Here is a 25241-nt window from a genome sequence, read left to right as displayed (position 1 = left end):
TTCCGCCACTGATCCGCCACTGACGCCCGGCCCGTGAGAGTCCGTTTTCTCGGCACCGGCACTTCCTTCGGGGTTCCGGTAATCGGCTGCGACTGTGAGACCTGCCGCTCGCCGGACCCCAGGGACCGACGCACGCGCCACGGACTCCTCATCGAGACGGGCGGGACCCGTCTCCTCGTGGACACGCCGCCTGAACTCCGGCTTCAGCTGCTGCGGGCGGGTGTCGAGCGGCTGGACGCCGTCTTCCTGTCGCACGAGCACGCGGACCATACGCACGGCATCGACGATCTGCGGATCTTTTCGCTGCGGCAGCGCCGACCCATCCCGTTGTACGTGGCGCGCGAGTTCGACGCCGGGATCCGGAGTCGCTTCTCCTATATCTGGGGCGACGCCCGTCCCCAGCCCGGGTCCGCGGTGCCCCGACTCGATCTGACGCTCTTCGACGACCGCGACGTCATCGAGCCCGGCGGGCTCCCGCTCCAGGTCGTTGCACTTCCGCACGGCGCGTACCGCAGCTACGGGTTCCGCCTCGGCGGGCTCGGGGTCCTGATCGACGCGAAGTCCGTGCCCGAGGACGCGATGGAGGTATTCGCCGGCGTCGACGTTCTCGTCACGAACGCGCTCTGGTTCGGCGACCCGCACCCCGGACACTTCTCCATGGAGGAAGCGGTGGCGACGGCACGTCGACTCGGGGCGGGCCGCACGTACATCACGCACATCGCCCACAGGACGAGACACGAGGAGATCGAGCGGCGCCTCCCGGCCGGCGTGGCGCCCGCGTACGACGGACTGGTGGTGGAGCTGTGACCCCGCCCCCGAGCACGGAGCGCATCCGGAACTTCTCCATCATCGCGCACATCGACCACGGGAAGTCGACGCTTGCCGACCGGCTGCTCGAGCGTACCGGCGCGGTGGACGCGCGCCGGATGCGGAAGCAGGTCCTCGACTCGATGGAACTCGAGCGGGAGCGTGGGATCACGATCAAGCTCAACGCGATTCGCATGGCCTACGGCTACCGGGACGGCGTCGAGTATCAGCTCAACCTCATCGACACTCCGGGTCACGTCGATTTCGCCTACGAGGTGAGCCGCAGTCTTGCCGCCTGCGAGGGCGCCCTCCTCGTCGTCGACGCCACTCAGGGCATCGAGGCGCAGACCCTTGCGAACCTCTACCTCGCGCTGGAGGCGGACCTCGAGGTCGTCCCCGTCATCAACAAGATCGACCTCCCGGCGGCCGACCCGGAGCGCGTGGCGGTGGAGATATCGGAGTTGCTCGGCGTGGACCCGGCCTCGACGATCCATACCTCCGCGAAGGAGGGGGCGGGGGTCGACGCGGTTCTCGACGCCATCATCGAGCGCGTCCCGCCCCCGCGCGGAGACCCCGGGGCGCCGCTGCGGGCGCTGATCTTCGACTCCCAGTACGACCGCTACCGTGGCGCGATGCCCATGCTGCGCGTAATGGACGGCGAACTGCGCGAAGGCATGCGCATCGGGTTCGGACGCCACGAAGCGGTCTACGAGGTCGACGAGGTCGGTTTCATGCGTCTCGGGTTCGAGCGCACCGGCGCCCTCCGTTGCGGGGAGGTCGGGTACCTTACCGCCCAGATCAAGAACGTGGGCCATACGCGCGTCGGCGACACGGTGCTGGACGCCGGAGACCGCGCCGCCGAGGTCCTCCCCGGCTACCGGGAAGCGAAGCCGATGGTCTTCGCCGGCCTCTATCCGACGGACTCCGACCAGTTCGAGGAACTTCGCGAGGCGCTCGAAAAGCTCCAGTTGAACGACGCCAGCCTTCACTACGAGCCGGAGACATCGGGCGCGCTCGGCTTCGGGTTCCGGTGCGGCTTCCTGGGCCTCCTCCACCTGGAGATCGTCCAGGAGCGGCTGGACCGCGAGTTCGGCGTCGACCTCATCACGACGCTGCCCAGCGTGGAGTACCAGGTGACGCTCACGAACGACGACGAGATCCAGCTCGAAAACCCGTCGAAGATGCCGGACCGCGTCCACATCAGCGAGGTGCGGGAGCCCTTCGTCCGGGTTCGCGTCGTGTCGCCGGCGGACTACATCGGCGCGATCCAGAAGATCTGCCACGACCGGCGCGGGCGGTACGTCGACCTTCAGTACCTGGATCCCACCCGGGTCGAGATCTCGTACTCGATGCCCCTGGGCGAGATCGTGCTCGATTTCTACGACAAGCTGAAGTCCGTCTCTCGCGGATACGCTTCGCTCGACTACGAAGTGACGGGCCACGAGCGCTCGGACCTGGTGAAGCTGGATATCCTCCTCAACGGGGCGCCGGTGGACGCGCTGAGCGTCATCGTGCACCGGAGCCGGGCCTACGACTTCGGGCAGAAAATGGCCCGCAAGCTCAAGGAACTCATCCCGCGGCAACTCTTTGACGTGGCGATCCAGGCCGCGATCGGGCGGGACGTGATCGCGAGGACTACGGTGAAGGCGCTGCGCAAGAACGTGACCGCCAAGTGCTACGGAGGCGACATCACGCGAAAGCGGAAGCTCCTCGAGAAACAGAGGGAGGGGAAGCGGCGCATGAAGCAGGTGGGGAGCGTCGAGATCCCCCAGGAGGCCTTTCTCGCCGTCCTGCAGGTCGAAAGCGACTAGTGCTATGATTCTCCTGGGCGCGGTCGGCGGTGGGTAGTGCCACCAGCTCGGAGCGGGCAGGGAATGTGAGCGGACGAAAGCACATCATCGGTGTCGATCTGGGTGGGACCACGATCAACGTCGGCGCCGTCCCGGTGGACGGCGGCACCGTGCTCGGCGTGCGTACCCTGCCCACGGACGCCCACATCGGCGCGAAATTCGTCGTGGACCGGATCGTGTCGATGATCCGCGAGGTCGCGCGCGATGCCGCGCGCGAGGGCGGATTCGGGGAGGACGCGATCGTCGGGGTCGGGATGGGGGCGCCCGGGCCGCTGGACCGCGAGACGGGGACCGTGATCGAGACGCCGAATCTCGGGTGGCGCAACTTTCCGCTCCGCGACCTGATCGCGAAGGGAACCGGACTCGAGGCTGAACTCGACAACGACGCGAACGCCGCCACGCTCGGCGAGTGGTGGCGGGGCGCGGGGCGCGGGGTCGACAACCTCGTGGGCATCACCCTGGGGACGGGGATCGGAGGCGGCATCGTACTCGACGGCGAACTCTACCACGGGGCCTCGGACGCGGCCGCGGAGATCGGACACATGACGATCGACTCCACGGGCCGGAAGTGTGCGTGCGGCAGCTACGGTTGCCTCGAAGCCTACGCCTCCGGGCCCGCGATCGCGGCCCGCGCGGTGGAAGGACTGAAGGCGGGCGCCGAGAGCATGCTTCTGGATCTCGTGGACGGCGACCTGCGCGCGGTTACGGCCGAAGCCGTATCCGATGCCATCGTGGCGGGCGACCAATATGCCGCCGACGTGATGCGCGAGACGGCGGGGTATCTCGGGACCGGCCTCGCGAACCTCATCAATATTCTCAACCCGGAGATGATTGTGGTTTCCGGGGGCGTGACGCGCGCAGGCAAGCACCTCTTCGATCCCCTGCGGCGTGAGGTCAGGAAGCGGGCGTTGCAGCCGGCGGCCGAGGCGTGCCGGATCGTGCGCACCGAACTCGGTGGCCTCGCGGGAGTGATCGGTGCCGCCGCCGTGTTCCGCGTCGCGCGGCTCGGACCCCTCTGAGTCACCGATGCCGCGGCTCGGAGTCGTGGGGACGATGGTGTGGGATACGATTCGCGCACGGGACATTGGCCGGGAGGAGCCGGTGGAGGAATGGGGTGGGATCGCCTATGCGCTGGCTGCGGCCGACGCCGCCGCGGAGGCGTCGGGAGGAGACTGGACCCTGTTTCCGATTCTCAAGGTCGGAAAGGACATGCGCGAGGCGGCGGATCTCTTCCTCGGGGGGCTCGAGCGAGTCGATTCCTTCGATGGCGTGTGGACCGTGACGGAACCGAACAACCGGGTCGAACTCGTTTACCTCGACGACGCGCGGCGCTCCGAGAAGCTCACCGGCGGAGTGCCGGGCTGGACCCGCGACGAACTCGTGCCCCTCGCACGCTCGTGCGACGCGATCTACGTGAATTTTATCGCGGGCTGGGAGGTGGATCTCCCCGCAGCGGCGGCCCTCCGGACGGTGGCAGAGGGTCCGGTCTATGCGGATCTGCACTCGTTGATGCTCGGTGTGGGGACGGACGGCGTGCGCTCCCCACGTCCGCTCGAAGACTGGCGCTCATGGCTTTCCTGTTTCGATGTCGTGCAGCTGAACGAGGAGGAACTCGGCACGCTGGCGGCGGGCTGGGAAGACCCCTGGGCGCTCGCGGCCGACGTCGTGGGTCCGGTCACGCGCGGCCTCCTCGTCACGCTCGGGGAGCGGGGCGCCGCCTGGGTCACGACCCGCAGTTTCTGGAAGGCGCCCACCGAGCCGCGCCCGCCGTCCGGCGCCGTGGCGCCCGCGGAAGCGCTCGTGAGCGGGAAGGTGGAGCCCGAAGTCCCGGTTTCGGGGGGCGACCCGACCGGCTGCGGCGACGTGTGGGGGGCGACCTGCTTCGTGACGATGCTGAGCGGCGAGGATCTTGAGTCATCCATCAGGGCGGCGACGCGGGCGGCGCAACGGAACGCCGGATTCCGCGGCGCATCCGGGCTCGGAGAATACCTGCGCTCCGAGACCGGCGTTCTGACCGGCAGGCCGGGGAGTCGCGCGCGAGGTTCCGCGTGAGCCGGGTCGTCCGCGTCCCTGAACGCCTGGACGAGTCCTCCTTCGAGACACTGGTCCGGCGGGTCCGCTCGGAGGGCAATCCGCAGGCGCGCCTCCTGCTCGATGCCCGCTCGATCGGCTGGGTTTCGCCGTACGGGCTCATCGGCCTGCTGGCGATCGGTCAGGAAGCGCGCCTGCGTACGGGGCTGCCTCCGCTGATCGAGCCTCCACGCGATTCCGAGGTCCGCTCCTATATCAACCGCATGCGCTTCTGGCCCGCGGCTGCCCAGGTGTTCGACCTGCCGCGGCTGCCGAAGCCGTCTCTCGAGATCTCCGACGCTCTCATCGAAGTCACGACGATCCGGTCGCACGAGGATGTCCATTCGGTCGTGGAGGGTGTGCGGGACCGTGCCCAGCGCATCCTGCACGACCGGCTCGGCTATCCCCGGCCGGCCGTGATCCACTTCTCCGTGATGCTGTCCGAAGTGTGCCAGAACATCCTCGAACACGCCGATTCGATCGGCTGGGTGTGCGCGCAGCGGTACCGGTGGCGACGGCGCCTCGGCCGCGACGTCGTCGTGCTCGCCGTGATGGATGTGGGCGTCGGCTTCGAGGGCTCCCTCGGCGCCGAGCATGCGCGCCGGTATGGGGAGCGGTGGTCGGCGGCCGCGGCGCTGAAGGCGGCTTTTCTGCACGGCGAGTCGCGCTTCCCGGATCCCGGTCGCGGCCAGGGTCTGCAGGCGATCCGAAGCCAGATCATCAAGTGGAACGGCGCCATCCGCATCCGAAGCGGCGATGCGAGTATCGCGCGGGTGCCGGACTGGGACGAAGGCGAGCCGCTCAGCACGGATCTGCCCCGTTTTCCGGGCGCTCAGGTGCTGATCGTCCTGCCCGAGCGGGACGAGCGGGAAGGGACGTGATCGCGTGAGACCGGCGGTTGCTCATACGACGCTGTTCAGCTACCTCGTGACGCGTCCCACCGGGCGAACGGTGCGGGCGACGGTCGAACGCCAGATCGCCGACGCGGGCCGCACGGTCCTCGCCGTACTCGACCTGCGCCACGTCCCCGTGATCGATTTTTCCTGCGCGGACGAGATCGTCGCGAAGCTCGTCCTGCTCGCATCCGATGCCTCCAAGCGCCAGTCCTTCATCCTCTTTCGCGGGATCGCGGAGCACCACGTCGGACCCATCGACTCGGTCCTCCGGAACCGGGGGCTCGCGGCCGCCGCCGAGAGTGCCGATGGGGAACCGCTGCTGATGGGCGCGCTCGATCCCGGCGCCACCGCGGTGTGGCGCGAGGTCTGGACCCTCGGCCGCACGGGAGCCTCTCCGCTCGCCGACCGGCTCGAACTCCCTCTCGACCGGGTACGCGGGCTGCTCGATGACCTTGTCGCCAGAGCGCTCGTGATTCGTGACGGCGAGCGCTACGTCTCGCTTCGCCACGCCCTGCTCGATGCGGGACCGCCATCTGCCGCTCCCGCGGACGGCCCGGACCCATGAGCCTGCGGCGCCGCGCGGGGATCGTACTGGCGGCGGGCCTGGTGATCGTGGGGCTTCTCACCACGTTTGCGTGGTTCCACCTGCAACGATCCGTGCGGCCGAGATCCGGCCGGCATGTCCTCCCGGGCCTGGCAGCGCCCGTCGCGGTGACGTTCGACAGGTGGGCGATTCCCTCGATCTCCGCCGAGACCGAACTCGACGTCGCGCGCGTCCAGGGGTTCATGCACGCCTCCGACCGGTTGTGGCAGATGGAGCTCTTCCAGCGAGTCGCGCGCGGGCGCCTGGCCGAACTATTCGGTCCGGCCGCCCTCGACGCGGATCGCCTCATGCGCACGCTGGACCTCTGGTCGGCGGCGGGCCGCGAACTCGACGATGTGTCGGAGACGGACCGGGCTCTACTCGAGGCATATGCGGAGGGTGTCAACGCCCGCATCGCAAGCTGGCGGGGACCCTGGCCCATCGAATTCCTCATCCTCGGCATCGAGCCGCAGCCGTGGAGCCCGCGCGCGTCCGTCTCGATCGGCCGCATAATGTCGCTGGATCTCTCCAACTGGCGCGGGGAAATGGATCGAATGACCGCGCTCGCGACGCTCGACGCGGATCACCGACGGGCGCTGGGGGCCGGATACCCCGCCTGGGGGCCCACCATCCTCCAGGACACACTCCCCTCCGGCACTCCGCCGCCTCGCCTCGCCTCCGCGGAGACTCCGATTCCCGCAGGTCCGAGGATTCCGGCGTCTTCCCCCGACCCACTGATCTATCTCTCCCGCTTCGGCTTCCACGCCTCGAACTCGTGGGCGCTGGCGGGCTCGCGCACCGCGGATGGCGCTCCGCTGCTCGCGAACGACATGCATCTCGCGCTCCGGGCGCCTTCGACCTGGTACCTGAACTCCATCGCGGCCGAGGATTCGGACCTGGCCGTCGCGGGCCTCTCGATCCCGGGAACCCCCGGCGTCATCGTCGGACTCAACCGGGGCGTTGCATGGTCATTCACGAACGCGGAGGTGGATGACGCGGACTTCGTCGTCGAAGGCATCAACCTCGACGGGTCGATGTATCGCGACTCCGATGAGTGGAGACCCTTCGACACCCGGGCAGAGGAGATTCTTGTACGGGGGCGCAGCGAGCCGGAGACCTGGGTCGTACGTTCGACGGTGCGCGGCCCGGTGATCACGGACGTCGTGCCGGCCGGGGGACTTACGCTGTCGCTGCTATGGACGGGACTCGAACCCGGGGGTCCCGTTGCGGCTCTGCTCAAGATGAACCGGGCCTCCGACGCGGACGCCTTCGTGGCGGCGGTGGCACACTTTCGTTCGCCTCACCAGAACGTGGTCTATGCGGCGTCGAGCGGAGAGATCGGCTATCGCCTGGCGGGGTCCGTGCCCCAGCGTCCGCCCGGAGAGGGCGCCTCTCCGATCTCGTTCGAGCGCCTGCCCGCGGGCTGGCCGGGCTTCTGGGCGCCGGAAGCGATGCCGGCACTGCGAGATCCGGAGCGCGGGTATCTCGTCAGCGCGAACAACCTCCAGGCGTGGCCCCTGTTCGGACGTGTGGGCGTCTACTATCGGCCGCCGTTCCGGGCCCGGCGCATCGATGACCTCGTGTCTCGCGCGTCGGACTGGACGGTGGAGGATATGCGCGAAGCGCAGCTGGACAGCCACAGCCTGTGGGCCGAGCGCTATCGGCCGCGCGCAGTCCGGGCCGCTCGCCGGGCGGGCCTCGATTCACTCGCGCTCCTGCTCGAGCGCTGGGATCTGCGAACCGAAACGGAGTCCCGGGGCGCCGCGCCCTTCTTCACCTGGCTCTACCGCCTGCGCGACCTCATCGTCGCCGACGAGTTCGATGATGGCGACGGGTGGTTCCCCGATCTCGCGTTCATGGAGATCGTCGAAACCGCGGATAGCGCCTGGATCGACGATGCGCGCACGCCGGAGGTCGAGCGTCTCGAGACGCTGGAAGAGGAGGCGGCTCGCACGGCGGCCGTCGTGTCCGGAAGCCCGTGGGGAGAAGTCCATCGCGAGCGGTCGGCCCACCTGCTCGGAACCGTGGCGTGGCTCGACCGCCTGTTCGGTCTCCATGTCGGTCCGTATCCGTCGCGTGGCGGACCCTACACGGTTCGTCCGGATGCTCCGTCGCTGAGATCGAGCTTCGACTCCACCGCGTGGAAGTTTCCGGTCGTGAGCGAATACGGCCCCAGCGCGAGATTCGTCGCTCGCGCCGCGCCCTCCGACATGGCGGGCTACTTCCTGCTGCCCACGGGCCAGGCCGGGAACCCGCTCGATCCGCACTATCGAGACATGGGTGCCGTGTGGACCGGGAGCCCGCTCATCGAACTCCGCCCGGGCCGTCCGTCCGAATCGGTGGAGAGCGAGCTCCTTTTTTCGCCCGGCTCTCGTTGACCGCCGGACGGTCGAATCCTACCTTTCTCAACCACTCCGGAACGCCGACTTCGAGGCGTCCGAAGTGCACGGAAGCGCTCCCGACCCGCGCCAGGATCCAGACGACTTGAGCACCGCCACGGTTGCGAATACGCTCGATGAGATCGAGAGAGTCCTCGACGACATCCGTCCCGCGGTGCGCTCGGATGGAGGGGACATTCAACTCGTTTCGTTCGATCCGGAGAGTGGACGCGTTGCTGTCCGGCTCGTAGGCGCCTGCTACGACTGTCCCATGTCGACCGCCACGCTTCGCGCCGGGATCGAACAGCACCTGTGTCATGCGCTCCCCACGGTCCATTCCGTCGAGGCCGTCGCGTAGTCGAGCGCAAACCCGTGTCCGATACACCGACCCCCGGCCCCCGGCCGCTTCCGATCATGGACCCCGCGCCCAAGCGTCCCGGCCCGCCACCCAGGGGGGACGACAGGGAGGCGGCGAGACGCCATCCCTCGAAGGCGCCGCCCATGCCGGGGGTGGGTCGCGTCGTCGCGGTGAGTTCAGGTAAGGGCGGCGTCGGAAAGTCCACAATCTCGACCAACCTCGCCGCAACCTGGACCCGCGAGGGCCATCGCGTCGGACTGCTCGACGCCGACATCTACGGCCCGGATATTCCGACGATGTTCGGCATCCAGGAGAAGCCCCGGATCGACCGCGAAGAGGTCGTGCCCCTGGTAGCGCACGGCGTGAAGCTCATGAGCATCGGTTTTCTCATCGAGGAGGACGCCCCTGCGATCTGGCGCGGGCCGATCATCATGGGAGTCATCCGCCAGTTCCTGCAGCAGGTCGCATGGGGGGAACTCGACTACCTCGTCATCGACCTGCCGCCGGGCACGGGCGACGCGCAGTTGTCGCTGTGTCAGCTCGTACGGGTGGACGGAGCGGTCATGGTGACCACGCCCCAGGACGTGGCGGTCGGCGGCGTGCTGCGCGGGATCCGGATGTTCGAGAAGCTCGAGGTGCCGGTCCTCGGCATCGTCGAGAACATGCGCGGCTTCGCATGTCCCGGGTGTGGCGAGACGCACGACATCTTCGGCGCTGGGGGCGGCGAACGGCTCGCCGGCTCGATCGACCTGCCCTTCCTGGGCGCCGTGCCGCTCGGCGTGGCCGTTCGCGAGGAGAGCGATCGAGGGGTCCCGACCTCGATCGGAAGACCGGCCGCTCCCGAAGCCCGGGCTTTCGCACGCATCGCGTCCGCGGCCGTCACCCGACTCGCGGCGGTGGAAGCCGCACGCGAGGAGGCTGCGGGCGGCTAGCAGCTAGCCGTGCTCCACGATGACGGAACCGAGCCCGGCGACCAGCGTGACCTCCAGCCGCACGCGTGCCGTCTCCCAGTTCGGGCTCAACCAGTAGTCTCCCACCTTCTCGAAGTTCGCCGCGCTCAGGGAGGCAAGTCCGCTGCGCCGAACACGGACGCCGATGTGCGCAGGCACCCGCATCAGGAGTTCGCCCAGCCCCATCCTGATCTCGGCCTCGGCGCTCGATCGCCAGGATCCAGAGAAGTCCAGGACGACGTCGCCTACGAAGCCGTAGAACTCAAGGCGGCGGAAGCGCGCATTGCCGAGATTCTCGGCCATGAAGGCCGCGGCGCCTGACTTGATGGACAACAGCTCCAGCGCCGCGCGGTTCTCGCGGGCGAAACCGACCTCCACGTCGCCGGCGCCGGTGATGAGTTCAAGCGCTGTAAGGTGGGCGCCGCCGAGGTCGAGACGCGCTCGTCCAGCGCCGATCCCCAGCCGCAGATTCGTGGGCACCGAGGAATTCAGGGACAGATCCAGCCTCCCGGCCGCGTCCGCATCGCGAGGAAGATCCTCGAGCTCGAGTACCGGGTCGCCAAACCGCGTCGCATCGTCGGCATCGCGCCCGTCCTCCGGAGACGAAGAGGTGGTCAGCCGGAGGTGTCCCGTTCGGCCGGTCCGGCGCCATTCGCGGAGGGGCAGGGAACGTTCGGCATCGTAACGGAGCCGCACGTCGTAGAGCAGTTGCGTCTCCGAGGCGGATACGTCGAGCCGCCCGCCCGCGTACATCAGTTCGATTTCAAGCGCTTCCAGGTCGCCGAGTTGCCGCGCCGTGCGGAAGTCCCGCCACTCCTGTGCCGCGGCCGGCGCCGGCCCGACGCCGAGCAACAGGGAAAGGAGCAACGCAGCGCGGAGGTATTTAAGGCGAAACGCACGGCCGCTCGAACTCAGCAGAGCCTTGCCACGGGCTGCCGGGGCCATTCGGGCATCAGGCATCGTCCGAGGGCGCCGAGGGCGGATCGGTTCCGGCTCCCGGCGACGCGCCCTCGCCGGCGGCGTTGTCGGCGGACCAGTCGATCACGACGCTCCGTCCGCCGGCCCGCGTGAGCAGGACGCCCCCGAAGCCGGCCGTGACGATGACCCATGTGCCGACTCCGGCCACGAAGAGGATCAGGCCGCGTACGAAATCCGCCGCGCCACCGAACACCCACAGGGCGGCACCGGCGGCGAAGGGGAGCATCAGAATCGCGAGTCCGCTGACGACGTAGTAGTAGGAGTTGGAGCGACGGAGTCTCTCCAGCCATTCGGAGCGGAAGCGGCGGCGGGCAAAGATCTCGCCGGCAGCGTGCGCCGCCGCGAGATATCCGAAGACTCCGGCGAGCCCTGCGGCGAGCAGAAAGAAGGGTATGACCAGCCACGTGATGACCAGCACGGCGAGGACGAGAAGCACCGGAAGGAACAGCACCTCCCCGGCAACGCCCATCGCAAACGAGCGGGCGAACTCCAGCCGAACCGTATCCGAGACGGTTTCCAGCCGGCGGCGGCCAAAATACACGAGCAGCAAGCCGAGGGCGGCGAGGACCGTGAACGCGCAACCCGCGGCGATCACGCCCTCGGCAGCCCGCCCGAAGTTGCGCGCGAGACGCGACCCGAGGCTCGGCTGTGCGGACCGCATCCGCATCGGGGCTTCGAACGACTCGACCCGCTGAACGGAGGGAGCGTCCGTCGCCGTCCGCGCGGAGGATTCCGAAGGCGCCAGCCGGATGTCGGAGAGGACTTCCCCTTCGACCCCCGGCGCATCATCACCGAAGTCGACCTCGCCTCCTACCTGAAGCACATCTCCTCGCACCCGCGCGCCGCCGTCCAGTACGAGCGCACCGTCCAGCACGAGGATGTTGCCATCGACGTCCCCGGCGAGTCTCAGCGTACCGTCGAGAATGGCGACATCTCCCGGGACCGTGGCCTCGGCGAGGACCTCGTAGTCGCCGTGGACGATCATCGCCAGCCGATCCTCGATGAAGTCGCCGGAGTCGCCGAGCCGGCCGAGCGCGTCGCGCAGCCGATCCAGTTCGCCGGTGACATCGAAGCCGAGTCCGCCGGGGACGATCTGCATGGGTCGCGGCTGACCGGAGATCGCCGGCGCCGGTTCGCCCGCCGGGATGGCCGCCGCGTCGACCGGCGACGGCATGGCGAGCCCGAGAATCACGTCGATCCGACCGGCAAGGGCCCGGGCCGCATCCCGGTCGGCGCTCTCCCCCGATGCGTTCCACTCCTGCAGGAACCGACGGAATCCGACCAGACCGCCCCGCACCGCGGAAGCATCCTCTCCCGCGTGTTCGCGGAGGAAATCGCGCCAGGCGCTCTCCAGGCCTCCCCGCTCGGCGTAGGATCCAATCCCGATTCCGTCCACCTCGACGGCCTCGCCCTCGAAACGAAGCCGATGCTCGGTCCCGCCCTCCAGTTCAAACCACAACTCCGCGCGCCCGCCGGCGGAGAGCGTGATTGCGGCGTCGACGATGCCGACCTCCTGCGCGCCGACGGGAACCGCGGCGGCGAGACAGGCGAGGAATGCCAGTGCCCGGGTCATGCGGCCCTCTCGATGCGAACGCGTTGCGGGAGCGGCTGCCGGAACAGCCTGGCCATGAACCAGAGAGAGGCGAGCCCGACGAGACTCGACAGCGCCAGGCTGCCGAGAGCGGCGGCGGGACTGATCCGCTCGACGATCGATCCGCCCGCGTCCACGAGTCCGATACGGTACGCCAGGCGGCCCGCCGCGAGCATGGTGTCGACCAGAACGGTTCGCGCGCCGCTGAACGCAACGGCGAGAAGCTGACCGGGCGCCAGGCCCTGAGCGCCGAACAGCCAGGCCGCGGCGCCTCCCGACACGGTCAGCATGGCTGCGCCCGCCGTGGCCAGCGCCGCCCGGCGCCGCCGCGCGAAGCGGAGGAGGCGCTCGGGCCACGGGACCGGCAATCGCACGCGCGCCATCACGGCCGAAGCGAACGCCGGGGCGGGAGACCAGGTGCGGAGCCTCGAGAGAGCGCGGTCGAGCGCGGGGTGAGGCAGGTCGACCTGCGCCAGGACATCATTCGCGAAGGAAGGCGCGGGGGACCACCCGGGCAACTCTGCCAACCTGTGATCGAGCGCGGCACCCGCGACATCGACCCGCTGTGCGACGCCCTCCGCAAATCCGTCGGACGGCCGATGCGGGGCGAGACCCTCGAGAAAGGCGATGACGTCCCGCAGCGCATCCACTTCCTTCCGGCAACGGGCGCACCCGGCCAGGTGGTCGGCCGTCCTCCCGCGCGCGGGGGGCGCCGACATCCGTCTGGCGATTCGCTCGATTTCCTCAGGTGTAAGGTGCGGCAAGTTCACTCCTGTTCTCCCGTGAAGGCGTCGGCAACCCTGCGAAGAGCGGCTGCGGACTCCTACGGCTCTGTCAGATGTACGAGAGCGGCCTTCAATTCGTTTCTCGCCCGGTGGATATAGGTTTTCACCGTCCCGAGCGGGATCTCCATCACCTGCGCGATTTCATCGTACGCGTAACCCTCGATGTGCCGCAGGAGGATCGCGGTTCGGTATTCGGGTCGGAGTTGTCCGATGGCCGCTTCGATCTCGGATCCGAGTTCGCGGGCCTCGAGGAGTTCATCGGGTCGTTCGTCACCCGAGACCAGCGTGATCTCCGTCGCGGCCTGGCGATCCGGGGTCACGGCGTCCGGCGCCCCGTGCATGGAAACGACATCGAGTTCCTTCTTGCGCAGGTGATCTATCGTCAGGTTGTAGCCGATCTTGAAGAGCCAGGAGGAGAACTTGTAGGAGGGATCGTACCGGCGGAGATTGTTCAGCGTGCGGACGAACGTTTCCTGGGCCAGGTCCTCCGCCAGTTCACGGTCCCGCACCATCCGGAAGATGAGGGAGAAGACCGGACGTTCGAAGCGGAGCACGATCTCCCGTGCGGCGCGTTCATCGCCGCGGAGGCACATCTCCACCAGCGTCTGCTCGCTGTGATCCGAGTAGCTCACTCGATCCTGCCCCTCCGGGTCGCGGCGGCGGGCCGGAGGCGGCCGGTTCGCCGCCGCCGACGCGGCACGCCGGGTTCCGGCCCACCCTACACGGCTCCGCGACCAATATGCGCGCCGAAGGCCCTCGCCGGCATGCACCCGCCTCGTCCGGGGACGAGCGGCGCTAGCTCTGGCAGCCGGCACAGAAGAACGAACTCCGTCCGGCCTGCACGATCCGGCGGATCGGTCGGGCGCAGGCCGGGCACGCGACGCCTTCGCGCTGGTAAACGTCCAGCCGTGTCTGAAAGGAGCCCGAGCGGCCGTTGACGGCCCGGTAATCCCGCAGCGTCGTTCCCGCGCTCTCGAGCGCCTCGCGCAGGACCGCCCGCACCGCCCGATGCAGTCGGCGCACCTCCTCCGCGTCGAGCGAGCCCGCCGGTCGCCGCGGGTCGATCCTCGCGCGGTACAACGCCTCGCTGGCGTAGATGTTCCCCACACCCGCGACGCGCCGCTGATCCAGCAGCGCATTCTTGATCGGCGCCCGCAGCGGCGCGAAGATGTGAGCCAGACGGGCGGCGGTGAACCTTCGGCCGAGGGGCTCCGGTCCGAGCGCGGCCTCCCGGATCTTCCACGCCTCGGGCGTCAGCAGGTCGAAGCCGCCGAGGCGGCGGACATCGTCGTAGAAGAGCGTCCGGCCGTCGTCGAGTTCGAAGTCGACGCCCGGATGCCTGAACTCCGCCGAGTCCGGTCGTTGCGGGGCGAGTGCGAACCGGCCGGTCATGCGGACCTGCACGCGCATCAACCGCTCCACGGGACCGTCGATGCCGTCCGCCGCGTGGAGCGGGAAGAGCAGGTACTTGGCCCGGCGATCCGCGTCTCCGAAGGTGCGCCCGAGCACGGCGCGGGAAAACGATCGCGCCGAAGGCCCTCCGAGGATCAGGTCGTCGTGATGGACCCGGGTGCGTCGGATCCGTCGGCCTCGGAGGAGCGGGGCGAGGTCCCGGCGCATTGTCTCGACCTCGGGCAGTTCCGGCACGACACTAGCCGCCCGGGCTCGTGCCAGAGGGATGGATTCGCGCCCGCTCGTCCAGCCGGAGCCGGCCGGGATCCAGTTCGTGCCAGCCGATATCCGATCGCGAATGGGCGCCATCGAAGCGGATCCGTGCCGCGGCAGTACGGCTGCGCCGCGCCGCTTCTTCAAGCGTCCCGCCGAACCCGGTGACCCCGAGCACCCGCCCTCCGGCCGTGACCAGCCGCCCCTCCTTCATCGCGGTCCCGGCGTGAAACACCCTCACCTGACCGGGGTCGAGGGCCGGGATCTCGATCGGCCGCCCGGAGTCCGAGCTTTCCGGGTATCCGGCGCTCGCCATGACGGTGACGAGCGCGTAACCGGGAGCGGCCTCGGGGCGCCAGCCGGCCAGCGAGTCGCCGTGCGCGACCCGCAGCATCGGTTCGAGCAGGTTCGAGCTCGTGAGCGGGAGCACGACCTGCGTCTCCGGATCTCCCATTCGACAGTTGAACTCGACGACGCGCGGCCCCGTGGCGGTCAGCATGAGTCCCGCGTACAGAAAACCGCGGTAGGGGGCGCCGGACTCCGCCATCGCGTCGAGCACGGGTTGAGCGATCTCGCGCCGCACCTGGTCGATGAAGTCCGGATCCGCCGGAGCCGCGGGGGAGTACGCCCCCATGCCGCCCGTGTTCAGGCCGCGATCTCCCTCCCCGACGCGCTTGTAGTCCCGGGATGTAAGCAGCGGGACGGCGCGCTCGCCGTCCGCCACGAAGAACACGGACAACTCCACGCCGCGCATGAACTCCTCGATCACGACGCGCCCGCCCGCGTCCCCGAACTGGCGGTCGACCATCATCCCCTGGATCGCCGTCCGGGCTTCCCCACGCGTTTCGCAGACGATGGCTCCCTTGCCGGCCGCCAGCCCGGAAGCCTTTACGACGAGCGGCTCTTCGTGGCCCGCGACATAGTCCAGCGCAGCCGCGGCGTCGTCGAACGTCTCGTGATCCGCCGTGGGCACGCCGCGGTCGCGCATCAGTCGTTTGGCGAACGCCTTCGAGGCTTCGAGACGGGCTCCCGCCCGGTCGGGCCCGAAAACGGGCAGACCGGCCTCGGCGAAGCGGTCGGCGATGCCCGCCGCGAGAGGCGCTTCCGGACCGACCACCGTGAGGTCGATGCGCCGCGCCGCGGCAAAGTCGAGCAGGCCTCCCGTGTCCTCGGCGCGGATGTCGACGAGTTCCGCGGTGCCGAGCATGCCCGGGTTGCCGGGGGCCGCGTAGATGGCAGCGTCCGGCGCGTCGCGGCGGAGGCAGTCCGCAAAGGCGTGCTCACGACCGCCGCTTCCGATGATGAGGAGGTTCACAACTAGTCGTCCGTGCGGCCTCTGAAGGCACCGGTCAGCCGGTCCCGCAATCGATCCACCGCCGCGTCGACCTCGTCGAAGAGTTCGCGCGCGCCCTCCTGATAACCCTTCGCTGCCTCGCGAAGATCCTCGCGGTACGGGCGGTCGTCCTCCTCGTGCCGGTGCTGGTATTCGCCCGCCAGGACACGGTCGTACGCGCCGCTCTCGATCCAGTCGCGCAGTTCCGCTACCCGGATGACGGCGAACGGATGGGTCTGGCCGAGCACGTTGAGCACCTTGTAGACGGCGTCGAGGAGATCGCCGCCGGCCCGGTACTCGTCGGACTGCGCGATGAACTCGTCGAGGTCGAGAGAGACGCCCCGCCCGCCGCCCGCAAGCTGCATCAGCGCGGACATCGCGACCTCGGGATTCTGGACCGCGAGGAGCCCGGCGCGGTCCGATGAGAGTTCGCTCTTCCGGTACCACTCCATGAGGCCCATGTAGATCGGCAGAAGTGCGAGGCCGGCGAACGAATAGCGGAGAACGACCAGGTTGAGCACCAGGATCAGCATGGTCCGGTAGAGCACATGCCCGGATATGATGTGTCCGACCTCGTGGCCGAGGACGGCCTCGACCTCGTCCTCGGAAAGGATCTCGAGCATCGAGGAATTGAGGACGATGAACGGCTCGCCGAAGCCCACCGCTCCCGCGTTCACCAGGTGCGTCTGCGAGATATAGCATTCCGGGGGCTTCTCCACGTCGAGTACCTCGCACACACGCGCCAGGCGTGCGTGAACCCACGCGTACTGCCGCTCGGAGGTGCGCACGGCGTTGGCCTTGAAGGCGAGCCGGATCGCGCGCTCGCCGAACAGCGCGAAGAGCTTGCGGAGGAGGAGATCGAACCCGGGGATCTTGCGCAGCGTATTCAGCGCCGCCCGGTCCGCCGGGTGTTCCCACGAGACCGCGGCGATCTGCGTGAGGATTCGCCTCTGGTGTTCGTCGCCTGCCGCCATCAATCACCCCCCTGCGCGTCAAGTCGCGCTCATGTGAGCCGGCCGGTTCGCGGGGCCGGATTCCGCGCTCCCGGCTTTACGTCCGGCCCGGATTACCTGTTTCAACCTTCGGGGCCGCCGCCGCCCCGCCGTTCAGAGACGGGCCAGGGCCTGCTCGATGTCCTCCGCAAGGTCCTCACCGTCCTCCACGCCCACCGACAGCCGGACGAGTCCCGGCCCCAGTCCGATCTCCCGCTTCTTTCGGTCGGGTACCGAGGCGTGGGTCATCGTAAAGGGAACGCACACGAGACTCTCTACCCCGCCGAGACTCTCGGCCAACTGGAACACCCGCGTCGACCCGGCGAAGCGGTTGGCCCTGTCTTCCGTACCAAGGTCGAAGCTCACCATGGAGCCGAAGTCGCGCATCTGACGTCGGGCCAGAGCGTGCTGCGGATGGTCCTCGAGGCCGGGGTAGCGAACGGACTCAACGTCGTCGTGCCCCCGGAGGACATCGACGACCTGCCGCGCGTTCCGGCAGTGGGCCGGCATCCTGAGGTGCAGCGTCTTCGTGCCGCGGAGCACGAGCCAGCAGTCGAAGGGGCCCGGGATGGCCCCGCTCGTCTTCTGCTGGAAGTGAAACCCCTCGGCAAGTTCGCCGGAGTTCGTGAGCAGGGCGCCACCGATCATGTCGCTGTGGCCGTTGAGGAACTTGGTCGTCGAGTGCATCACGACATCCGCCCCATCGTCGAGCGGCCGCTGAAGAAAAGGTGTCGCAAACGTGTTGTCGACGGACAACACGGCCCCCGCCTCGCGAGCGATCGCGGCGCAGGCCGCGATATCCGTGATCGTCATCGTCGGGTTGCTCGGCGTTTCGACGTGGATGAGGCGCGTCTGCGGGCGGATCGCGGCGCGAACCTGATCGAGATCTCCCGTGTTCACGAAATCGAAGTCGACACCGAACCGCTCCCATACGTGGCGCAACATGCGGTCGACGCCCCCATAGACGTCCGCGCCGCAGATGATGTGGTCGCCCGCGTTGAGCACCGTTTTGACGATCGCTTCCGTGGCGGCGAGACCCGAGGAGAACGCCGCGCCGTACCGCCCGTTCTCGAGAGCGGCCAGATTCGCCTGAAGGGCTTCGCGCGTGGGGTTCTTGACCCGCGCGTAGTCGTAACCTCCGCGCGGCGAGCCGACGGCGTCCTGTACGTAGGTCGATGTCTGGAAGATCGGCATCATGATCGCCCCGGTCGTAGGATCGGGGCGCTGCCCGGCGTGGATGGCCCGGGTTCCGAACCGATGGGCGGCTGGGTCCACGTCTTCATCTCCGGCTCGGGTAGAGGCAAACGACGCGTGGCACGACGCATCGCGGGTCGAGCGCGCAAGATATTCCCGCCGTGCGGGGACGGCGACCGGAGAGACGGCCGCAAGCCGCGCCGACGCCCAACCATTAAGATCCCGCGTCCATCTCACGGTCGGTGGAGAACAACGTGTCAAGGTCACTCATCATTTCTGCTTCGGGCATTCGTGGCATCGTCGGACGGGGGCTCACGCCCGACGTCGCGGCCCGCTACGGTGCCGCCTTCGCCACCCACATCTCCGCTGCGGCTCCCGGCCGGGGGCATGTGCTGATCGGCCGCGACAGCCGCGTCTCCGGGCCTGCGCTGCTCGACGCCGTCTCTGCGGGGGTCCGGGCCGCCGGGCTGGACGTGTGCGACCTCGGGATCGTGGCGACGCCCACGGGTCTCCTCGCCGTGGGGGAAGACGAGGCCGCGATCGGCGGACTTCTCGTTACCGCCTCTCACAACCCGGCGCCATGGAACGGTCTCAAGCTGGTCGCGCGCGAAGGGCGGTTCCTCTCGCCGGCTGCCGGAAGGGACGTCCAGCGAGCGTTCGAGGGCGAGATCGAGTACGTGGATTCCGCGCGCATGGGAGAAAGAAGCGCGCGGGAGGGCGCCGGCCGCGCCCACGTCGAGCGGATTCTGTCGCTGCCGATCATCGATCGCGAACTCATCGCGTCGAAGGTGTTCCACGTCGCACTCGACTGCGTGCGCGGCGCCGGAGGGCCGATCATGCTCCCGCTGCTCGAGCGTCTCGGCTGCCGGGTGAGCGGGTTCGATCTCGAACCCGACGGCCGTTTCCCCCGGCCTCCAGAGCCCCTGGTCGAGAACCTCGGAAGGCTCGCCGCCTGCGTCACGGAGGCGCGCGCGGACATCGGTTTCGCCGTGGACCCCGATGTCGACCGCCTTGCCCTGGTGGACGAGAACGGGCGTCCCGTGGGCGAGGACTGGACCCTCGCGCTGGCCGTCGAACTCGTCGCGGCCCGCGAGCCCGCGCCCGTCGTGACGAACCTCTCCGCGAGCCGCCTGATGCAGGACGCGGCGGATCGCGTCGGCGTACCGCTGATCCGCACGCCGGTGGCGGAGGCCAACGTCGTCGCCCGCATGCTCGAGGCGGGGAGTGCGATCGGGGGAGAGGGGAACGGCGGCGTGATCTACGCGGGGCTGCACCTCACGCGGGACGCCCCGCTGGCCGCAGCCCTGATCCTGCAGTTTCTCGCGGAGAGCGGATCCACCCTCGGCGCGGTGGTCGACGAGCGGCCTTCGTACCGGATCGTGAAGCGGACGATCTCCCGGGAAGGCCTGAGCATCGAGGAGGCGCTCGCCGCGATCGCGGACGCGGCACCGTCCGCAGCGGCGGTGGACCGGCAGGACGGGGTCCGGCTCGAGTGGCCGGATGGGTCGTGGATACACGCCAGACCCTCCGGGACCGAGCCGATCTTCCGCATCATGGCGGAGGCGACCGGCGAAGCACTGGCGGACGAGCGCGCGGACTGGGTCGACGTCCTCGTGCGGCGCGCGGTCTGAGCGACGGATGTGCGGGATCGTCGGCTACGTCGGGACGGAGGAGGCGGCCCCCCTCCTGCTGAACGGGCTCCGCCGCCTCGAATACCGAGGGTACGACTCTGCGGGCCTCGCCGTGCACTCCGGTTCGGGGCTCGGCCTCCTCAAGTGCGCGGGCCGCGTCGACGACCTGGCGGACCGGCTCGCCGAGGCCCCGCTTTCGGGAACGGTCGGAATCGCTCACACTCGCTGGGCGACACACGGTGCACCCACCCGCGCCAATGCCCACCCGCTGACGGGCGACCGAGGCGAGGTGGCGCTGGTCCACAACGGCGTGATCGAGAACTGCGACGCACTGCGAACGAAGCTCTCCGAACTCGGCCACCGCTTCACGTCGGAGACCGATACCGAGGTCGTCGCCCACCTGATCGAGGAAGCGTTCGACGGGAACCTCGAGCGCGCCGTCGCCGCCTCGCTGACCCAGGTGGAGGGCACGCTGGGGCTTGCCGTCATGAGCGTGCACGACCCGGCACGGATCGTTGTCGCCCGCCGCGGCGCGCCCCTGCTGCTCGGGATCGGCGAGACGGACGAAGAAGCGACCTGGGTGGCTTCGGATGTGGCGGCGGTCCTCGAACACACCCGCGACATCGTGTATCTGGAAGACGACGAAATGGCCGTCCTCACCTCTTCGGGGCACCGGATCGTCGATCTCGGGAGGGACCGCGGCCACAGCGGCTGGGAGCCCGTCCCAAAGGAGGTCCGCCGCGTCGATTGGGATCTGGAGAAGATCGAAAAGGCGGGTTACCCCCACTTCATGCTCCGCGAGATTCACGAGCAGCCCAACACCGTACGCGATGCGATGCGGGGCCGGCTGCTGGCGGAGGAAGGCACGGCACGGCTCGGCGGGCTCGATGAATTCCGCCCGGACATCGATGCTGCCGAGCGCATCGTCCTCACGGGGTGCGGGACGAGTTGGCATGCGGCGCTGGTCGGAGAATACCTCATCGAGGCGCTGGCGCGCCTGCCCGTGGAGGTGGAGTACGCCTCCGAGTTTCGGTACCGGAATCCGATCCTCGCTCCGGGGACCGCGGTGGGCGGCATCTCCCAGTCGGGGGAGACCGCGGACACGCTCGCGGCCGTGCGCGAGGCCGGACGGCTCGGGGCCCCCACGTTCGGAGTCGTGAACGTGGTGGGCTCGACGATCGCACGGGAGACGCGCGCCGGAATCTACACGCACGCCGGTCCGGAGATCGGCGTCGCGTCCACGAAGGCTTTCGTAGCGCAGGTCGTTTCTCTCGCGCTCCTCGGCCTCATGATTGCGAGGCGGCGCGGGATGAGCCGCGAGGAAGGCCGCGTCTTCGTGCGCGCCCTCGACGGACTTCCCGCCCTGATCGAGGAGGTTCTGGCAACGGAAGACCACATCCGGCGGGTGGCGGAGGAGTTCGCCCCCGCGCGCAACTTCCTCTATCTGGGGCGGGGGCCGAACTTTCCGATCGCCCTCGAGGGGGCGCTCAAGCTGAAGGAGATCTCCTACATCCATGCCGAGGGATACCCGGCGGCCGAGATGAAGCACGGCCCGATCGCGCTCATCGACGAAGACATGCCCGTCGTTTTCATGGCTCCGCGCGGCGCCGTCTACTCGAAGGTGCTCGTGAACATCGAGGAGGTGAAAGCGCGCGGCGGCCGCGTGATCGCGCTCGTGAACCGCCGCGAGACTGACCTCGCCCGAAAGGTGGATCACCTGATCCCGGTGCCCGCGACGCTGCCCCTGCTGCAACCGATCGTCAACGTCGTTCCGCTACAGCTTCTCGCCTACCATATCGCCGTCCTGCGGGGCTGCGACGTGGATCGTCCCCGGAACCTCGCGAAGACCGTGACGGTGGAGTAGTTCGCCGGAAGCCGGCGACCCCGCCACCGCACGGAGTGGAGGGGTTACAGGGGGAAAGAGCCGGTTGTATGTTTGGGCGTCGCGTCCGCCGCCGAGCCGTACTCATCCGGCCAGCGGCCCGGTCGCGTGGTCCACCGGGTGCGGGATTGGAAGGGGATGCCGAGCGCCTACCTCCAGGGGATGAAGGATCAGGTCGCACGATACGCAGGCACGCTGCGTGACGTCGTCATCCTCGCGCCCGTCTACGGTTTGTTGATGTTCACCCTTATGAAGGATCCGCGCCTGACCCGTCAGCAGCGGATTCTGGTGGATGCGGCCATCGCCTACCTCGTGAGTCCGGATGACGTGATACCGGAAGATGAAGTCGGGCCGTACGGTTTTCTGGATGATGTTTTCTGTTGTGCGTACGTGACGCACCGGATCGGAGAGGAGCTTGGCTGGGATGTGGTGGAGGAGCACTGGACCGGCGAGCGCTCGGCGCTCGAGGTGTCGAACAATCTGCTCGCCCGCGAGCGGGAACTGCTCGGCGGGGCCGGTGATGACGTTCTCGAGTTCGCGGGGCTCCTCGACCGGCGGTCGGACTCTGAAGCGGAACGCCCCCAACTCGTCCTCACGGCGGCCGCACCCTAGCAGCCCGTGGCGAGATGCAGCGCCGCTCGAACGCAGCGGGGTTGTGCCATGGGCTGCCGGCAGCCGGCCGCGGATCGCGGCGGCCCTCGTCCTGCTCGCGGGGCTCGCTGGCGCGGGGTCGGTTGAGGCCCAGTATCGCCTCACGGCCCCTTCGGGCAGCGTCGTGGAGTTCGAGGCCGATCTCCTCCTCCGCTTCCGGGATCGTTCCGATTCCCTTGTGACCGATCTCGTGGAGGACCCTCTCGTTCTCTACTTCCGGTCGTTCGGACGAGACCTGGACGAATCCGAGGCGCGGGACGCGTGGCCATGGAACGCGGTCGAAGTCGTGACGGATTCGAGCGCTGCGCTCGTGATGCCGGGGAATCTGCGGGAGGCCGGCCGGGCGTACGAGAGCTACGCGGTCCTGCGCATGCACGCCGTGCGCCAGGATCCGGACGTGGCCTGCGAGTTGCTCGTCTCACGGGAAGTCGAGGCCGTCGACGGCTTCATCGACGGCTGGATCGTGGCTCGACTCCTGTTCGGCGGGCCCGCGTACGAGCCGCTGGACGAACTCGCATTCGCGCGCGAGGCCGGCGTCCTCGCGGGACTCATCCTCGACCGGTCGGATCGCCAGCTGGGTGGTTGTCTGCAGATTTCCCGCGAACGTCGGGCCGGAGAGATCGCCGCGTATCGCGCTTGGCGAACGGAACGCTACCTCCCCCCGGGCGGGCGATGAGTCTCCGCCTCTACGACTCCCTCGCGCGACAGCTCCGCCCGTTCAAGACCGTCGAACCGGGCCGGGTGCGGATGTACACCTGCGGGCCCACGGTGTACGACCGCGCGCATATCGGGAACTTCCGCGCCTTTGCGTGGGAAGATCTGCTGCGTCGCTACCTCCGGTTCAAGGGATACGAAGTCTGCCAGGTCATGAACCTGACCGATGTCGATGATCGGACGATCGCGGCGGCCTCCGGCCGGGGCGTGCCACTGGCCGAGGTCACCGATCCCGTGATCGAGATGTTCCTCGAGGACTGGGACACGCTGGGGCTCGAGGAACCCGAGCATCGGCCGCGGGCGACCCGCTTCGTCGAGGGGATGATCCGGCTGATCGAGGCCCTCTCCGAACGGGGACTCACCTACGAGAGCGAAGGTTCCGTGTACTTCGCGATCGGGCGTTCCCCCGGGTACGGGCGGCTGGCCGGGATCGACTGCGGTGGCCTCGCGGCGACCGGCAGGGCCACGGGAGATGAGGAGTACGACAAGGATGATCCGAGAGACTTCGTCCTCTGGAAGGGCGGCGACCGCGGCGCGGAGGCCGATGGCGCCGCAGCCGTGTGGGATTCTCCGTGGGGGCCCGGCCGGCCCGGCTGGCATCTCGAGTGCTCGGCGATGGCGATGCACCACCTTGGCGAAACGCTGGATATCCATACCGGAGGGGTCGACAACCTCTTCCCGCATCACACGAACGAGATCGCTCAGTCGGAAGGGGTGACCGGGAAGACGTTCTCGAACTTCTGGCTCCATGCCGAGCACCTTCTGGTGGAAGGCCGGAAGATGTCGAAGTCGCTCGGAAACTGCTTCACGATCCCCGAACTCGTCGAACGCGGATACGCGCCCTCCGCGATCCGGTACCTGCTGCTCAGCGGACACTATCGGACCCAGCTGAACTTCACCTTCGACGGCCTTAAGGCGGCAACCAAGGCCGTGACCCGCCTGCACGAGTTCAGGAACCGCGCGCGCGAGGCCGGCGATGCGGAGACCGATGCATCGAGGGACATCGAAGAAGCCGCGACGCGAGCAGGCGCCGCGTTCGAAGCGGCGATGGACGACGACCTGAACGTGAGCGAAGCGCTTTCAGCCGTGTTCGGGCTCGTCCGGGAAGCGAATCACCTGCTTGACGCTGCCCATCCCCGGGCCCCCTCGGGCACCGACGCCGCCCTCGCCGTGATCGACGCGTTCGACCGTGTCTTTGGGGTACTGGCCGTGAGGGACCGCGAGTCATCCGGTGGAGATGACGAGCTGGTCGCCTGGGCCACGGCCCGCGTCGGCGAACGCGAGCGCGCCCGGGCGAGCCGGGACTTCGCGCGCGCCGATGCGATTCGCGCCGAACTCGAAGCCCGTGGGGCGATCGTGGAGGATCTGGCGGACTTCACCCGCCTTCGGGTGGATGGGCGCACGATCCAGGTGCCGCGTCCGCTTCGGACGGCAAGATGAGGCGATGGCACCCGCGAACGGCGGTCGAATCGAACGCCCGAAAACACCTTGACGGTTGGCCGTGCCTACCCCTATGTTAGAAGACTATTGTGCGGAAGGGTCGCTGGCGTAGCTCAACCGGTAGAGCGTCGGATTTGTAATCCGGAGGTTGTGGGTTCGAGCCCCACCGCCAGCTCGGTCGAGTCGGACGAACAGCCGCCCCGAAGCGGCGAACCCTGGAACTCATCGATCGGGCGTCGATCGGGCGCCAGGTACCGGCGGTGGGGTACCGAAGCGGCCAAACGGGGCAGACTGTAAATCTGCTGGCTTATGCCTTCGGAGGTTCGAATCCTCCCCCCACCACCTTCACGAGACCACTGACGAAACAAGGGGCGTAGCCCGCGCGCGAGCAGGATGGAGCACCCGTTGCGGGGCACTCCGCCGAACCCGCAGTCCGAGAGGAGAACGAGGGGCGATGGCGAAGGAAAAGTTCGAGCGAACGAAGCCGCACGTG

The 25241-nt window shown here is 68.7% G+C and carries 22 protein-coding genes and 2 tRNA genes; 16 read left to right on the top strand and 8 right to left on the bottom strand.

Going from position 1 to position 25241, the window contains the following annotated elements; all coding sequences use genetic code 11:
• Positions 1 to 33 precede the first annotated feature (33 nt).
• From OXN85_10150 to OXN85_10110, 9 genes are all read left to right on the top strand, one after another.
• Positions 34 to 807, top strand: a complete 774-nt coding sequence (locus OXN85_10150) for an MBL fold metallo-hydrolase (protein MCY3600314.1) — start codon at positions 34 to 36, stop codon at positions 805 to 807.
• Positions 804 to 2618: a translation elongation factor 4 gene (gene lepA, locus OXN85_10145; protein ID MCY3600313.1), complete on the top strand. Its 1815-nt coding sequence runs from the start codon at positions 804 to 806 to the stop codon at positions 2616 to 2618. The genes OXN85_10150 and lepA overlap by 4 nt, the downstream gene beginning before the upstream one ends.
• Before the next feature lie 65 nt (positions 2619 to 2683).
• Entirely contained in the window at positions 2684 to 3676 is a 993-nt protein-coding gene (locus tag OXN85_10140; protein MCY3600312.1) for an ROK family glucokinase, read from the top strand.
• A 7-nt stretch (positions 3677 to 3683) separates the two neighbouring features.
• Positions 3684 to 4709: a carbohydrate kinase family protein gene (locus OXN85_10135; GenBank protein ID MCY3600311.1), complete on the top strand. Its 1026-nt coding sequence runs from the start codon at positions 3684 to 3686 to the stop codon at positions 4707 to 4709.
• Positions 4706 to 5608: a hypothetical protein gene (locus OXN85_10130; GenBank protein MCY3600310.1), complete on the top strand. Its 903-nt coding sequence runs from the start codon at positions 4706 to 4708 to the stop codon at positions 5606 to 5608. The genes OXN85_10135 and OXN85_10130 overlap by 4 nt, the downstream gene beginning before the upstream one ends.
• Before the next feature lie 4 nt (positions 5609 to 5612).
• The gene (locus tag OXN85_10125; protein ID MCY3600309.1) at positions 5613 to 6188 is read left to right on the top strand and encodes a hypothetical protein; all 576 of its coding nucleotides are present in this window, start codon (positions 5613 to 5615) and stop codon (positions 6186 to 6188) included.
• Positions 6185 to 8584, top strand: coding sequence for a penicillin acylase family protein (locus OXN85_10120; protein MCY3600308.1), 2400 nt, complete (start codon positions 6185 to 6187; stop codon positions 8582 to 8584). The genes OXN85_10125 and OXN85_10120 overlap by 4 nt, the downstream gene beginning before the upstream one ends.
• Positions 8585 to 8690: 106 nt before the next feature.
• Positions 8691 to 8942 carry a NifU family protein gene (locus OXN85_10115; GenBank protein ID MCY3600307.1) on the top strand — a complete coding sequence of 84 codons (252 nt, stop codon included), beginning with the start codon at positions 8691 to 8693 and terminating at the stop codon, positions 8940 to 8942.
• Between the two features lie 143 nt (positions 8943 to 9085).
• On the top strand, positions 9086 to 9874 hold the full coding sequence (locus OXN85_10110; GenBank protein MCY3600306.1) for an Mrp/NBP35 family ATP-binding protein: 789 nt from the start codon (positions 9086 to 9088) through the stop codon (positions 9872 to 9874).
• A 3-nt stretch (positions 9875 to 9877) separates the two neighbouring features.
• Here the strand turns inward: OXN85_10110 and OXN85_10105 are convergent, their stop codons facing one another.
• The 8 genes from OXN85_10105 to OXN85_10070 all read right to left on the bottom strand — a co-directional run bounded on the left by OXN85_10105 (position 9878) and on the right by OXN85_10070 (position 18511).
• Positions 9878 to 10837: a hypothetical protein gene (locus OXN85_10105; protein MCY3600305.1), complete on the bottom strand. Its 960-nt coding sequence runs from the start codon at positions 10835 to 10837 to the stop codon at positions 9878 to 9880.
• Between the two features lie 7 nt (positions 10838 to 10844).
• Positions 10845 to 12443 (bottom strand): polymer-forming cytoskeletal protein, encoded by a 1599-nt coding sequence (locus OXN85_10100; GenBank protein ID MCY3600304.1) that lies wholly within the window; start codon positions 12441 to 12443, stop codon positions 10845 to 10847.
• Positions 12440 to 13225: a hypothetical protein gene (locus tag OXN85_10095; protein MCY3600303.1), complete on the bottom strand. Its 786-nt coding sequence runs from the start codon at positions 13223 to 13225 to the stop codon at positions 12440 to 12442. Before OXN85_10095 ends, OXN85_10100 begins: the two co-directional genes overlap by 4 nt.
• Before the next feature lie 59 nt (positions 13226 to 13284).
• The gene (locus tag OXN85_10090; protein MCY3600302.1) at positions 13285 to 13878 is read right to left on the bottom strand and encodes a sigma-70 family RNA polymerase sigma factor; all 594 of its coding nucleotides are present in this window, start codon (positions 13876 to 13878) and stop codon (positions 13285 to 13287) included.
• 163 nt (positions 13879 to 14041) lie between these two features.
• Positions 14042 to 14893, bottom strand: coding sequence for a bifunctional DNA-formamidopyrimidine glycosylase/DNA-(apurinic or apyrimidinic site) lyase (mutM, locus tag OXN85_10085; GenBank protein MCY3600301.1), 852 nt, complete (start codon positions 14891 to 14893; stop codon positions 14042 to 14044).
• A gap of 4 nt (positions 14894 to 14897) precedes the next feature.
• Positions 14898 to 16226 carry a phosphoribosylamine--glycine ligase gene (gene purD / locus OXN85_10080; GenBank protein ID MCY3600300.1) on the bottom strand — a complete coding sequence of 443 codons (1329 nt, stop codon included), beginning with the start codon at positions 16224 to 16226 and terminating at the stop codon, positions 14898 to 14900.
• 2 nt (positions 16227 to 16228) lie between these two features.
• Positions 16229 to 17218 carry a M48 family metallopeptidase gene (locus tag OXN85_10075; protein MCY3600299.1) on the bottom strand — a complete coding sequence of 330 codons (990 nt, stop codon included), beginning with the start codon at positions 17216 to 17218 and terminating at the stop codon, positions 16229 to 16231.
• 132 nt (positions 17219 to 17350) lie between these two features.
• Complete coding sequence (locus tag OXN85_10070; protein MCY3600298.1) at positions 17351 to 18511, bottom strand: cystathionine gamma-synthase; 1161 nt, start codon at positions 18509 to 18511, stop codon at positions 17351 to 17353.
• A gap of 173 nt (positions 18512 to 18684) precedes the next feature.
• On the opposite strand from OXN85_10070, the gene OXN85_10065 reads away from it, so the two are divergent.
• From OXN85_10065 to OXN85_10035, 7 genes are all read left to right on the top strand, one after another.
• Positions 18685 to 20061 (top strand): phosphoglucosamine mutase, encoded by a 1377-nt coding sequence (locus OXN85_10065; GenBank protein ID MCY3600297.1) that lies wholly within the window; start codon positions 18685 to 18687, stop codon positions 20059 to 20061.
• A gap of 7 nt (positions 20062 to 20068) precedes the next feature.
• Positions 20069 to 21925: a glutamine--fructose-6-phosphate transaminase (isomerizing) gene (gene glmS / locus OXN85_10060; protein ID MCY3600296.1), complete on the top strand. Its 1857-nt coding sequence runs from the start codon at positions 20069 to 20071 to the stop codon at positions 21923 to 21925.
• Positions 21926 to 22081: 156 nt separating this feature from the next.
• Positions 22082 to 22555 (top strand): DUF1232 domain-containing protein, encoded by a 474-nt coding sequence (locus tag OXN85_10055; protein MCY3600295.1) that lies wholly within the window; start codon positions 22082 to 22084, stop codon positions 22553 to 22555.
• A gap of 43 nt (positions 22556 to 22598) precedes the next feature.
• Positions 22599 to 23270 (top strand): hypothetical protein, encoded by a 672-nt coding sequence (locus OXN85_10050; protein ID MCY3600294.1) that lies wholly within the window; start codon positions 22599 to 22601, stop codon positions 23268 to 23270.
• Positions 23267 to 24748, top strand: coding sequence for a cysteine--tRNA ligase (gene cysS, locus OXN85_10045; GenBank protein MCY3600293.1), 1482 nt, complete (start codon positions 23267 to 23269; stop codon positions 24746 to 24748). Before OXN85_10050 ends, cysS begins: the two co-directional genes overlap by 4 nt.
• A gap of 102 nt (positions 24749 to 24850) precedes the next feature.
• Positions 24851 to 24923, top strand: a tRNA-Thr gene (locus OXN85_10040).
• A gap of 84 nt (positions 24924 to 25007) precedes the next feature.
• Positions 25008 to 25090, top strand: a tRNA-Tyr gene (locus OXN85_10035).
• The last annotated feature ends 151 nt before the right edge of the window (positions 25091 to 25241 follow it).

The sequence above is a fragment of the Candidatus Palauibacter australiensis genome, assembly GCA_026705295.1.
Taxonomy (GTDB): Bacteria; Gemmatimonadota; Gemmatimonadetes; order Palauibacterales; family Palauibacteraceae; genus Palauibacter; species Palauibacter australiensis.
The sequence above is the reverse complement of the archived record's forward strand: the minus strand, read 5'-3'. Positions and strand labels throughout refer to the sequence as shown.